The organism is Aliiroseovarius sp. PTFE2010, assembly GCF_049943335.1.
Classification (GTDB): domain Bacteria; phylum Pseudomonadota; class Alphaproteobacteria; order Rhodobacterales; family Rhodobacteraceae; genus JBNFVY01.
In genome coordinates, this window is the sequence record NZ_JBNFVY010000002.1 from 129,857 (window position 1) to 143,151 (window position 13,295).

Here is a 13,295-nt window from a genome sequence, read left to right on the forward strand (position 1 = left end):
AAATCTCGAAACGCGGCGCGATGGGTTCTTTAGGCACAAGCCGTCCATCGCTATAGTGACGTCTAATCAGGTTATCAGGCATGCCAAAAATGGCAAAACCGGCAGAAAAATCACGCGATTTCAATATCGTCGTTGTGGGTCAAGATGGCCGGCTAATGTACGAGGCCGCCGTATTCGCCGCCACCCTTCGCGCATCTGACATCGAATTCTCCGGCAAGCTTTTCGTGGCCGAACCGCAACCCGGCCCCAAGTGGCCCCGGGACCCGCGGATCAAGGACAGCGCGGTGCGCGACCTGCTAGGCATGCTCGGCGCCCAGATCCTGCCGTTCGAAAACAAACATTTCGGTGCATCCTATCCAAACGGCAACAAGATCGAAGCACTCATGGCCCTGCCCAAAGGCGAGCCTTTCGTGTTCTTCGATAGTGATACGATCATCACCGGCCCCCTGTCCCGCGTTCCCTTCGACTTCGACCGGCCTTCGGCGTCCATGCGGCGCGAAAATACCTGGCCCAAGATCGAATTATATGGGCCGGGTTATGCGCAAATCTGGAAATCTCTGTATGACAAGTTCGGGCTGGATTTTGAAAGCTCGCTCGATCCCAGCCAGCCAGACGAATACTGGCAGCGGTATTTGTATTTCAATGCGGGCTGGTTCTTTTACCGGTGCCCACACGAATTTGGCGCGCGATTTGCCGAATATGCCACCGCGATCCGGGATCACGCCCCCGATGAACTGGTGTGCCAGAGCCTTGACCCTTGGCTGGATCAAGCAGCATTGCCCTTGGTGATTCACAGCTTTGGCGGCGGGCGCCAGACAATTCCTGCCGGTTTGCTGGACGGCAAGACGTCGGTGCATTACCGGTATTTGCCATTGCTCTATGCGCGCGAAAGCGACCATGCAATCAAGGTTCTGGAAGACGCGATTGCCCCCAACAAGATCAAGAAAGTCCTCAAGGAATACGAACCGCTGAAAAAGCTGGTCTACCAAAAGAAGGGCCACAAAGTGCGCGCCATGTTCGATCAGAACGATTTGCCGCGTCGTGAACAGGCCATTCGCAACCCGATCAAACGGGCAGGTTGGTGGATGAGGTAAAATATGAGCAAGGCGATTTCTTCCCGCGACGCGGCGCAAGACTGGGTTCAGTGGGTCGTGGGCGCCTGCCTGATCCTAAGCGCAGCGCTGCTGCTGTGGAAGCTGCGGCAGTTCTTTCACGACGATGCGTTCATTTCGCTGCGCTATGCGCGGCATCTGGCGCTGGACGGGGAATTGGCATGGAACCTGGGCGAACGGGTCGAAGGCTATACCAACCTGCTGCATGTTTTGCTGTCGGCGCTGTTGATCCGCGCTGGTATGGGCGCGATGGACGCGGTGCACGCAATCAACTTTTGCGCCACGGCGCTGTTAGCGGTTGCCAGTTGGCGGCTGACGGGATTGTCCACACGGGACCTGACGCTGCGGATGGCTGCGATGTTGCCTGTCGTTTCGGCCCCGGTGATCGGTTGGGTTTATGGTGGGCTGGAAGCTGTCCTGGCCGCCGCCTTTATTGCCTGCGCGCTGTTCTTTGCCATGCCTGCGGTCAAGGGCACCGACCGTCTGCCCCGCACGCTTCTGGCGTCGCTCTTCTTCGCGCTTGCCTATTTGACACGCCCCGATGCACTCATCGCGAATTTCGCCACCGGGTTGGCCGTGCTGGCCTTGTCCCCCCTGTCCCTGCCCCGCAAGCTGGTGCATTTCGTGGGGGTTGGAACCGTGTCGGCACTGACGCTCATCGCGCATTTGCTGATCCGCAACGCGTATTACGGCGAATGGCTGCCCCTAACTTTCCACGCCAAGGTCGGGATCGCAACGCCGCAGCGTCTCGTGAACGGGCTGGAATATGCGGGCACTGCGCTCTGGGCCATTCCGGCGCTTCTGGCGCTGATCGTGCTGGCACTGGCGACGCGCAGCCAATCCAACGCACACGGCCCGGTGCGGCTGGCCCGAGCCGGCCTGATGATCGCGGCGCTTCAATCGGCCTACATAATCTGGTCGGGCGGCGACCACATGTCTTTTGTGCGCATCTTCGTGCCGGTTATCCCGGCGGCGGTTCTGGGCGCCGCCGCCTTTATGGCCGCCGATCCGCGCGGGTTCGGGCGGGCTGCCGCATTGACGCTGGCGCTTCTGGCGCTGGCCCAAGCCGCCCTACGGCCTGCGCAACAGGCCGACCCAGCCGCCAGCTACGGGGCCTTCATGGGCCTGCGTATCGCCGAACATTTTCCCGAGCCGCGCGTCGTGGCGCTGGCGACCGCTGGATCGACACCGTTTTTCGCCGACCACCATACCTATATCGACACGCTTGGCCTGAACGATCCGGTGATCGCCAAGCGCGATCCGGTTCCGATCCGCACCCCTATCCAATCCTACCCGGGCCACGGCAAGGGCGACGGTTCCTATGTGTTGTCGCGCAAGCCCGATGTGATCATTTTCGGCACGGCAGTCGGAAACCCGCCAGGCGAGCCTGTGTTCCTGACCGACTACGAATTGCTGGACGATCCCGATTTCCTGCGCTGCTATGACCTGCGCCGTTTTCCAGTCATCCTCTCTGATAATTTTCCACTGACTCCGCCGGATATGAGCGTCACCCCAGAGTATATGTATATGGAACGTGTCTGTGACTGAGCATTCGCGCTTGCACGCCAGCGCCCTTCCCATCTAGCCTGCACGCCAAACAGAGGGGGGATTCCATGAGCGACACCTACGGCTTCGACACACTGCAAATTCACGCGGGCGCCCAGCCCGATCCGGCCACAGGCGCCCGCCAGACGCCGATATACCAGACCACGGGTTACGTGTTTCGCGATGCGGATCACGCCGCGGCGCTCTTCAACCTGCAAGAGGTCGGCTTTATTTACTCGCGCCTGACCAATCCTACGGTTGCCGTACTGCAAGACCGCATTGCCACACTAGAAGGCGGGGCGGGCGCGGTTTGCTGTTCGTCCGGACATGCCGCGCAGATCATGGCGCTATTTCCGCTGATGGGCCCAGGCAAGAATATTGTCGCATCCACAAGGGCTTACGGCGGAACCTTGACGCAGTTCAGCCAGACAATCACCCGCTTCGGCTGGTCGGCCACTTTTGTCGATTTCGACGATCTGGACGCGGTCAAGGCAGCCATCGACGATGACACGCGCGCGATCTTCTGCGAATCCATCGCGAACCCCGGTGGCTATGTCACCGATTTGCCAGCAATCGCCAAGATTGCCGACGGGGCGGGCATTCCCCTGATCGTGGACAACACCAGCGCAACGCCGTACCTGTGCAATCCGATCGAACACGGCGCCACGCTGGTGGTTCATTCAATGACCAAATACCTGACCGGCAACGGAACCGTCACCGGTGGCGCAGTGATCGACAGCGGCAAATTCGACTGGTCCGCCAGCGACAAGTTTCCATCGCTGTCCCAACCCGAACCGGCCTATCATGGCCTGAACTTTCACGAGACCTTTGGCCCCCTGGCCTTCACGTTCCACGGTATTGCCATTGGCCTGCGCGACCTGGGGATGACATTGAATCCGCAAGCCGCCCATTACACATTGATGGGGATCGAAACCCTGTCGCTCCGCATGGAACGGCACGTATCAAACGCCCGCAAGGTTGCCGAATGGCTTGAAAACGATGACCGGATCGAAATGGTCACCTATGCGGGATTGCCTTCATCCCCTTACGCCGAGCGCGCCCAGACGATCTGCCCGCGCGGCGCGGGTGCGCTGTTCACGGTTTCGGTAAAGGGCGGTTACGACGCCTGTGTCAAACTGGTCGAATCATTGAAGCTGTTCAGCCATGTTGCCAACCTTGGTGACACCCGGTCACTGGTCATCCATTCGGCGTCTACGACCCACCGCCAGCTTTCCGAACAGGACCAGATCGCGGCAGGTGCCGCACCAGAAGTGGTGCGCCTGTCGATCGGAATAGAGGACCCGATCGACCTGATCGCCGATCTTGACCAGGCCCTGGCAATAGCGACCAGTTAACGACAGCGCGCGCGGATCGCCGCCGATCCGCGCTTTCCCTTGGCGACGTCCTGCGATAAGGTTTTGCCGAGTTTCGGTCGGGCATGGCCCGGCCGCATTTGCTTATCTCAAGGTGTTGAACGGTGAGATGAAACCAAGCTTTGCGTTGAACCTCAGCCTTGACGGCATCAGCCTGTTGCACCGGGCCGGATCCGTATGGGTCAACGTGGGCGATGTCAGCATCGACAGCGAAGATCTTGCGGCTGAACTGTCGATGTTGCGCAAATCGGCAGCGAACCTCAGCCCGGCGGGGATTACCAGCAAACTGGTCCTTCCAAACTCGCAGATCCTTTATACCAGCCTTGAGGACCCGGGCGAGGATGACGCAAAGCGTCACGCTGCAATTCAAAAAGCGCTGGATGGCACCACACCCTATACGCTGGACGAAATCACCTACGATTGGCGGATCAAGGATGGTCAGATCCTTGTGGCGGCCGTGGCGAACGAAACGCTGGAAGAAGCCGAGGCCTTCGCCAGCGAACATCGGTTCAACCCGGTGTCCTTCGTTGCAGTACCAGAGAATGGCGACTTTCCCGGCGAGCCCTTCTTTGGCCAAGCCAAGGCGACCGCCGAACTGCTGCCAGAGGGCGAAACGGTTGAACGTGATTGCGCGCAGCCCGATGCCCCCGGCCCCGCAGACCTGAACATCGAAGATACGATGCCAGATGAACCGGACGGACAAGGCGCGCTTGGTGACGCACCCGGGGATGCCCCCCGGCCCTCGGAACCGAGCCCGTCAGACAGTCTGCCGCCGGCTCAAACCGCTACTCAGTTCGTCTCACGCCGCGATGCCTCTGCGCCCCAAACCCCCGCGCCGCGCATTTCACAGACACCCGCGCGCATAGATCTGGGAACGGGTGCGGCCGCGCTCGGTGGGGTCAGCCGCAAGGTTGAAACAACCCACGTTCCAATTACAGCGCCTTTTGTCGGGGATCAGGACGACACGCCCCCCCCAAAAAAGGCGCCCAAGGCCAAGAAATCCTCTGCGCCCAAAGGGATGCTGCCCGAACCCCCCCCGATGCCATTGCAACGGACGCCGATTGCGCCTTTGGAACCGACGGAGGTCCGCGCATCCGAAAGCACTTCGTCGAATGACGGCACCGATCACGCCGCCCCAACCGCCGAACACCCGCAAGAGGCGGAAGCGCTCACTGTGTTCGGTGCGCGCAAAGCTGACGGTGCGGCCCAACGTCGGGGGCCAAAGTACCTTGGTCTCATTCTCACCGGCATCTTGCTGGTCTGTCTGGCGGTGATTTTCGTCGTGTCTGGCTGGATGTCAGACGACGAGGCAGGTGCTCAATCCGAACAAGGCGCCGCTCAAACCGGCGCGGCCGCGCCGTTGCCTTCGGATGATCGTCAGGTGGCGGCAGAACAGCCGCCCGAATCCGCGCCTGAGATCGCCCCGCCCCCAGCCCTGCCATCTCAGGGCACAGCCGCCGTGCCAGATGCCGCCACGCTCGCGCGTCAACAAGGGGATGTCGAACTGGACCCCACAGTGGATCCGGCTGCGGCGGCGTCCGGAACGCGGGGCGACGCGCAAAACACCCCGGCCGACGTCGTTACAGATACGATGGTCGCGCGCGAGCCCAGGCTTTCGGCCCAGACCAGCGCTTCCACAGAACTGGCGGTCGTGCCAACGCCCGACAGCCTGGACGACGTGTTTATTGCCGCAATCGATCCGCGGATTTCCGACGGAGATGCGGTTGCCTTGCCACTTCAGCGCGGCGCGGACGGCCCACCGGCGCCACCATCAACACCAGCATCACCGACCGCCAAGTACGATCTGGACGAAAACGGGCTGGTGCGGGCAACCCGTCAGGGCGCACCGACACCCCAGGGCGCGATCGTGTTTCTCGGCCGGCCCGACCGTGTCCCGGCACCGCGCCCCGATGCGGCCATCGCAGCGCGTACTCAGGACATTCAGGAGTCTGACGCCGTTGCCGCAAGTGAAGCTGTGGCAGAAACAGAGCCCAGTGTGCAGCCATCTGATTTGATCGAACGCCAGGACAGCAGCGCCACTGGCAGCAACGCGATGGCGGAACTTGCGCAAATCCTGCCACGACCGCGCCCGACGGATCTGGCCGAGCGCGCCGCACAAATCGCCGCCAAGCGCGCGGCTGCCGAAGCGTCGGCCCAGGCGGCGGCCGCAGCGGCTCAGGCTGCCAGCGCCGCATCATTGGTTGCCGAAGAACCGCCCCAGACGGCAGAACCGATCCGGATCTCGAGCGGATTGGCCGCGGCCCGACCGACCGCGCGCCCCCAGAATTTCGCAGCCATCGTCGAGCGCGCGCGGGCCAATTCGCAGGCGACAGGCGCGACGAGCGGCACTGGAAATTCGCGCGCGCTTTTGGCCGCCGCGACGCCCCGTGCGCCGTCTATTCCGACTGCCGCGTCAGTTGCCCGACAGGCCACGTCACGCAATGCGATCAATCTCAACCGTTTGAACTTGATCGGCGTTTACGGATCCAATCAGGAACGCCGCGCACTGGTCCGTCTGCCATCGGGAAAGTACGAAAAAGTCAAGGTCGGCGACAGGCTGGACGGTGGGCGCGTGCGGGCCATCGGCAAGGACGATCTGACCTACACCAAGAACGGACGCAACATGACCTTGGAAATCAAAGGCTAACCGGCGGCCGCTCTATCGCGTGGCATTGACGGTGCGAAAAGCCCGCAGTCTGTCGGCAAACAGGGCCCTTTGGGCGCCCACACACCACATGGGTGCAAATCAACTGACGAATGTCCGGTTTCGGGCGCGGCATGGCACCGCAGCGCCTTGCCAAGCGCCGGTTCAGCCTTATCCTGCATCAACGATTGTCATCCCCATTTTCAAGGACTTTTCATGGAAGGGTTTCTGTTTCAGGCCACAATTTACCTTGCCGCCACTGTCGTCGCAGTTCCAATTGCATCGCGGCTGGGGCTTGGGTCTGTGCTTGGGTACTTGGCGGCGGGGATCGTGATTGGACCAATCCTGGGGCTGGTCGGGCATCACGAAACGCAGGATCTGCAGCATTTTGCCGAATTCGGCGTCGTCATGATGTTGTTTCTGATCGGCCTGGAGCTGGAGCCGCGGGCGCTTTGGGATATGCGTCACCGATTGCTTGGGCTGGGCGGTCTGCAGATCGCCAGCACCGTGGCGGCGGTGTATGTGGTATCGCACTATGCACTGGGCCAAAGCGTCAATGTCTCGATTGCCCTGGGGATGATTTTTGCTCTGTCTTCAACAGCGATCGTGCTGCAGACGCTCACGGAAAAAGGGTTGATGCAAACGAACGGCGGGCGTTCTGCCTTTTCCGTGCTGCTGACGCAGGATATCGCGGTCATTCCTTTTCTGATCCTCTTGCCACTCTTGGGTACGGCGAGCACATGGGGCTTTTCGCCAGATGGATCGATTGCGCAAAGCGCCGGCGATCACAGCCAGGTGTCCCTGGTCGAAGGCCTGCCGGGCTGGGGCGTTGCGCTGATGACGCTGGGCGCAGTGGCGGTGATTATTTTTGCAGGCACGTTCCTCACCCGCCCTCTTTTCCGCCATATCCATGCCGCCAAACTGCGCGAACTTTATACCGCCGTGGCACTGTTCATTGTGGTCGGGATCGCGCTGTTGATGCTTGCGGTGGGTCTGTCACCAGCACTCGGAACCTTTCTGGCCGGCGTGGTGCTGGCCAACACCGAATTCCGTCATGAGCTGGAGAGCGACATTGAACCCTTCAAAGGGCTGTTGCTGGGGTTGTTCTTTATCACTGTGGGCGCGGGTATCAACTTTGGGCTGCTCTTCGATCGGCCGGCCAACATTATTGCCTTGGTCGTGTCGCTGGTTTTGCTAAAGGGCATCTTGCTGTTTCTGATTGCCACGATCTTCGGGCTGCGACGGCGGCAACGAATGTTGTTCACCCTGTCCCTGGCGCAAGCAGGGGAATTCGGGTTTGTTCTGGTGTCTTTCGCGCTGCAACTAAATGTGCTGACCCAGCAACTGGGAGAAACCGTGCTCTTGGTGGTGGCCTTATCGATGCTCTTCACGCCGCTTTTGTTCATTCTTTATGACTACTTGTCCAAAAAGATGAACGATACCGGCCCCGACATCCCCCACGACGAAGTCGACGATCCCCAGCAGGTCATCATTGCCGGGATCGGGCGGTTTGGGCAGGTGGTCAACCGGTTGGTCCAAAGTTCGGGGTTCCAGACCACGGTGCTGGATTCCGATCTGGCGACGATCCAACTCATGCGCAAGTTTGGCTTCAAGGGCTTTTTTGGCGATCCGACCCGACCCGAAATGCTGCATGCCGCGGGACTGGACGATGCCAAAGTGCTTGTGGTTGCGTTGGACGATCGCGCAGCGGCGAACAAACTGGTGAAATATGCGCGCAGCAAACGGCCCGATATCACGATCATCTCGCGGGCCCACGATCGCCTCCACGTCTATGAGTTATACCAGGCTGGGGCCGACAAGATCGTGCGCGAAATGTTCGACAGTTCTTTGCGCGCGGGACGCTATGTCCTGGAAAGCATGGGGCTATCGGACTTTGAGGCCAGCGAACTGGAATTTGCGTTCTTCCGTCATGACCGTGCGTCATTGCGCGAACTGGCCGAACTTTGGGATCCGGCGGTCCCAGTGTCGGAAAATACGGCCTATCTCGAACGCTCCAAAGTGCTCGACAAAGAACTGGAAACCGCGCTGGTGCAGCAACTGGATCAGGCGCGCGAGAAAAAAAGCGCCTGAGGGGCAGACAACTGCGCATAAAAAATGCCGTCACCCCTCCCCTGGCGACGGCATCTTCGGCCAAAAGACTGGCCTATCCAGAACTGGCCTGTCCAGATCAGCGTTTGATCAGGCTGCGCGCGAGATCAGAACCTCGCCCACTTTTTCTTGCGCACTCACTTCGTCGGTGCCGCCTACGGCAGCCACTTCGCGGGTCAAACGTTCCAGCGCGGCTTCGTAAAGCTGGCGTTCGGAATAGCTTTGCTCACGCTGGTCGTCAGTACGGTGCAGGTCGCGGACAACTTCGGCGATCGCAATCAGATCGCCCGAGTTGATTTTTTGCTCGTATTCCTGCGCGCGGCGCGACCACATGGCCCGCTTGACCTTGGCTTTGCCTCTCAGGGTTCTCATCGCGTCCGCCACCTCGTCGGGCGAACTGAGCGACCGCATGCCGACTTCTTCGGCCTTGTTGGTCGGAACACGCAAAGTCATCTTGTCCTTTTCGAACGAAATAACGAACAGCTCCAACGACAGCCCGGCGATTTCCTGTTCCTCGATCGATACGATCTTGCCCACACCGTGGGCCGGGTACACGACGAAATCGTTGGGGCGGAATTCGGACTTCTTAGCTTTGCTCATATGGCACTTTCTTCTTCGGATCGACCGGTCACCAGAGCCGTCAAATCCCGCACCGATGGGCTCAAACCCTTCGGAGGACGGGATTTCGGTCTTGTGAAACACACCCCACAGGCAATCGGCACATGTAAGGGCCGGTCAAACTAATTGCGTCATTGCTGAATGAGTGTAACACAAAAATGCATCAAAAACCAGCATAGCAGCCGGTTTGTGCGCCTTCGCCACAAAAAATTGGGCTCGGGCAGGCCAAATTCAGGCGTTTACCGTGGCTTACGTCGGGTCAGACGGGCGCTGACACGAATCGGTTTAGCCGCCGTCGCCTGGCGCTTCGGAAAAGTACTTCTCTAGTTTTCCGCTTTCGCCGTCGCGCTCTTCGGCCTCGGGCAGCGGGTCTTTCTTGGTGATGATCACCGGCCAAAGCTCAGAGTACTTCCGGTTGAATTCGACCCACTTGTCCATATCCGGTTCAGTATCGGGACGGATCGCATCCGCAGGGCATTCTGGTTCACACACGCCGCAGTCGATACATTCGTCGGGATGAATGACCAGCATGTTCTCACCCTCGTAAAAACAGTCTACGGGGCAGACTTCCACGCAGTCGGTGTATTTGCAGGCGATGCAAGCATCATTGACGATATAGGTCATGGGCAATCTATCCGTTCATTCCAGCGCCTAGCTAGCGCGGCCCAAGCAATCATTCAAGCGGATCGCGCAGGGAAAGGCGGGCGTTGCGACGATCTTTCGCTGAAGGCCGCCCCTTTCCCTCAAAGCGTGGGTTCGCTGGAACGTCGTCCTTCGGGCGTACCGGTGTCAGGTCGTCATAAAGCGCCCGCGCTTCGGGCGCGGGCCCGCGCCGTTCGCCGATGGCCACGATACGTGCAACGCGGATGTCGCGCCCTTGTGGAAACGTCAGGGTGTCGCCCGGCCCCACACCGCGTGACGGCTTGTCAATCTTGTCGCCATTGACGCGGACGTGACCGCCGCCCACCACTTTGGCGGCCAGACCGCGCGTCTTGAAAAACCGCGCAAACCACAGCCACTTGTCGATCCGGATCGTGGGACGCGGCTCTGCCACTCAGGACTTGTCCTTGAGCCCCATGAGCGCTGCTGCAAAGGGGTTGTCCGGGTCGATGCCCTTGTCCTTCTTGGGCTTGGCCTCGAACCTCTTGGGGCCCTGATCGCGGCGGGGGCCTTTGCCCTTGGCGCCTTGGGGCTTGGGTTTGCGGCCCTGGGGCTTATCCTGCGCGCGGCCACCTTCCCGGCGCGGCCCGCGGTTGCCCCGATTTCCGCCCCAGGTGAAGGTGTAAAATACTTCCATTTCAGGGCCGTCGGCGGCGGTATCTTCGACGCCGTCTGACGACGGACCCGCTGCGGCAGGCGTTTCGACACCGGGGCCTTGGGGTTCGGGCGCATCAGTCGCCACAGCTTCTGGGGCGGCATCTGTCGGAATGGCCTGTGCCGGCGCAGCATCGGCATCGGTGACGTCGGGCGCCGCCTGTGGTGCCTCTGGTGCCGGTGCCTTGCGCTTCTCGCGCTCGCCTTTTTCGGCCTTGTAGCCCAGCCCTTGCATAAGGTCGGCGAATTGTTCCAGCGTCATGCCGGTGATCGACAGCATATCGGGCTTGGTTTCGAACCCGGCGCGACTGTCTTCGCCGCGCAGCATGTCCGCCAGACGCTCTAGCATATCGATGCGGATTGCCCGCTCGCCCGCCAATCGATACCCGGACATCGCATAAAACCCTTGCGGCGCATCCTTCAGCGCGGGGATCGTCACCAACCCCGGCGGCGGGCTTTCGGGTGCCTCGTCGTGCTTGGCCGCCAGCGACCAAAGCAACAAGCGCAGCCGTGTCGGTGCGGGTTTGAGCAGAAGCGGCATGAAAATCGTGAACTGCCCAAAGCGCACACCGTGCTTGCGCAGCGCGCCGCGCGCGTCCTGATCCAGTTCCTTGACCTCGCTCGCGACCTGATCGCGCGGGATGATCCCCAGGTTTTCGGCCAAGCGAAAGGCGAACCCACGGGCCAGGCCGCTCAACTCTTCGTCGCGGCTCATGGCCAGCAACGGCTCGAACAAGGCGGCAACCTTGCGGTCAACGAAGTGCTGCAAGCGGCGTTCAACCTTTTGGGCCACGTCCACCCCTGCTTCGTCGTCCACGAACGCATGGGCACGGGGCTTGAGCGGATCATCGTCGACGACCAGTTTGCCTACCGCGTGCTCGCCCCACATCAGCCCACCCTGATCGGTAAAATCGATCTCGGTGTCGGGGGCATTGTAAAAGCGATCAGCGCGCAAGTGGAATTCCGGCGCCAGCGCGGCCACAGCGGCCTGTCGCAGGGTCTTGGCTTCTTCGGGGTTCGATGTCTGATCCTGCCGGAACTGGAACCCTTCGAGACGGCCTATGAATTCGCCCGCCACATGCACTTCACTCTTGTCGTTCACCTCGGCCACAAGGCTCTCCTTCTGTTTCAACCGGCGAAGCAACACAGAGGTTCGCCGGTCGACAAATCTTTGCGTCAGCGCCCCGTGAAGGGCATCCGACAGTCGGTCTTCTACCGCACGGGTCTCGCCGCGCCAATGGGTTTCATCGTCAACCCACCCCTTGCGCTGCGCCACGTAGGTCCAGGTGCGAATAAATGCCAGTCTTTTCGACAAGGCATCAATATCGCCTTCGGGGCGATCAATTCGCTTGACCTGACGGGCCAGCCAATCGTCCGGGACCCGGCCGCCATCATACAAGTATAGCAGGATTTGTGACACCATTGTTGCGTGTTCTGCGTGGCTGATGCCCCGAAAATCGGGAATGCGGCAGACATCCCACAACAGTTCCACATTCTGGCGCCCTGTCAAACGACCTGCCAGTTCGTCCATCTGAACCAACGATTTCAACGCGATCAGGTCATCGGAATCGCGCACCCGTGTCAGCCAGTTGTCCTGTGTCTGCCGTTCGAGCGACGCGATCAGCGCCTGGGCGGTTCCGAACTCCAACTGCGTATTGCGCCATTGCAGCTTTTTGACCGGGGGGAATTGGTGTTCGGTAATCGCCGCGACCTGTTCTTCGTGCAGCGGTCCCGCCTCGCCCGTGGTGCCAAAGCTGCCGTGGGTCATGTGGCGCCCGGCGCGCCCGGCGATCTGGGCCAGCTCCTGCGAGGTCAACGGCCGCATGCGGCGGCCATCGAACTTGGAGGTCGCAGAAAACGCCACATGGGTAATGTCCAGGTTCAGCCCCATGCCAATCGCGTCGGTCGCGACAAGATAATCGACATCGCCGTTCTGGTAGAGTTCCACCTGTGCGTTGCGGGTGCGCGGGCTGAGCGCGCCAAGCACCACCGCAGCCCCGCCCTTCTGGCGACGCAACAGTTCAGCGATGGCGTAAACGTTGTCGACGGAAAACCCCACGATGGCTGAGCGCGCGGGCATCCGGCTGATCTTTTTCTGCCCGCCATAGGTCAGTTCCGAAAAGCGGTCGCGCCGCACGAACTGGACACCGGGCACCTGCGCGGCAATCGCGCTGCGCATGGTATCGCTGCCCAAAAACAGCGTTTCATGCGTGCCACGCGCATGCAGCAGGCGATCTGTGAACACATGGCCGCGATCAGGATCGGCGCACAACTGGATTTCATCGACCGCCAGGAAATCCGGGCCGGTTCCGATCGGCATCGCTTCGACCGTGCAAACCCAGTATTGGGCGCGCGGCGGAACGATCCGCTCTTCGCCAGTGACCAGGGCAACAACGGATGGGCCACGCAACGCGACAATCTTGTCATACACCTCGCGCGCAAGAAGACGCAGCGGCAGGCCGATGACGCCTGTGCGATAGCCCAGCATCCGCTCGATAGCATAATGTGTCTTGCCGGTGTTCGTGGGGCCAAGGACGGCTGTAACCCGCCCCATCGCGTCCGCGCCAATGCCTGCCATGT

The 13,295-nt window shown here is 60.8% G+C and carries 9 protein-coding genes; 5 read left to right on the top strand and 4 right to left on the bottom strand.

Annotated elements, in window-relative coordinates:
- The first annotated feature begins 89 nt into the window (after positions 1 to 89).
- The 5 genes from ACP2AV_RS04495 to ACP2AV_RS04515 all read left to right on the top strand — a co-directional run bounded on the left by ACP2AV_RS04495 (position 90) and on the right by ACP2AV_RS04515 (position 8,765).
- Positions 90 to 1,094: a hypothetical protein gene (locus ACP2AV_RS04495; RefSeq protein ID WP_426371489.1), complete on the top strand. Its 1,005-nt coding sequence runs from the start codon at positions 90 to 92 to the stop codon at positions 1,092 to 1,094.
- 3 nt (positions 1,095 to 1,097) lie between these two features.
- Positions 1,098 to 2,660, top strand: a complete 1,563-nt coding sequence (locus ACP2AV_RS04500) for a hypothetical protein (protein WP_426371490.1) — start codon at positions 1,098 to 1,100, stop codon at positions 2,658 to 2,660.
- Positions 2,661 to 2,725: 65 nt separating this feature from the next.
- Positions 2,726 to 4,012 (top strand): O-acetylhomoserine aminocarboxypropyltransferase/cysteine synthase family protein, encoded by a 1,287-nt coding sequence (locus ACP2AV_RS04505; protein ID WP_426371491.1) that lies wholly within the window; start codon positions 2,726 to 2,728, stop codon positions 4,010 to 4,012.
- A 127-nt stretch (positions 4,013 to 4,139) separates the two neighbouring features.
- Entirely contained in the window at positions 4,140 to 6,677 is a 2,538-nt protein-coding gene (locus tag ACP2AV_RS04510) for a hypothetical protein (protein WP_426371492.1), read from the top strand.
- Between the two features lie 213 nt (positions 6,678 to 6,890).
- Positions 6,891 to 8,765, top strand: a complete 1,875-nt coding sequence (locus tag ACP2AV_RS04515; RefSeq protein WP_426371493.1) for a monovalent cation:proton antiporter-2 (CPA2) family protein — start codon at positions 6,891 to 6,893, stop codon at positions 8,763 to 8,765.
- A 108-nt stretch (positions 8,766 to 8,873) separates the two neighbouring features.
- On the opposite strand, the gene ACP2AV_RS04520 is transcribed toward ACP2AV_RS04515, so the two are convergent.
- The 4 genes from ACP2AV_RS04520 to ACP2AV_RS04535 all read right to left on the bottom strand — a co-directional run bounded on the left by ACP2AV_RS04520 (position 8,874) and on the right by ACP2AV_RS04535 (position 13,293).
- Positions 8,874 to 9,383 carry a CarD family transcriptional regulator gene (locus ACP2AV_RS04520; protein WP_426371494.1) on the bottom strand — a complete coding sequence of 170 codons (510 nt, stop codon included), beginning with the start codon at positions 9,381 to 9,383 and terminating at the stop codon, positions 8,874 to 8,876.
- 303 nt (positions 9,384 to 9,686) lie between these two features.
- Entirely contained in the window at positions 9,687 to 10,025 is a 339-nt protein-coding gene (fdxA, locus tag ACP2AV_RS04525; RefSeq protein ID WP_426371495.1) for a ferredoxin FdxA, read from the bottom strand.
- Between the two features lie 49 nt (positions 10,026 to 10,074).
- Complete coding sequence (locus ACP2AV_RS04530; RefSeq protein ID WP_426371496.1) at positions 10,075 to 10,455, bottom strand: RNA-binding S4 domain-containing protein; 381 nt, start codon at positions 10,453 to 10,455, stop codon at positions 10,075 to 10,077.
- On the bottom strand, positions 10,456 to 13,293 hold the full coding sequence (locus ACP2AV_RS04535) for a helicase-related protein (RefSeq protein ID WP_426371497.1): 2,838 nt from the start codon (positions 13,291 to 13,293) through the stop codon (positions 10,456 to 10,458).
- Positions 13,294 to 13,295 lie beyond the last annotated feature (2 nt).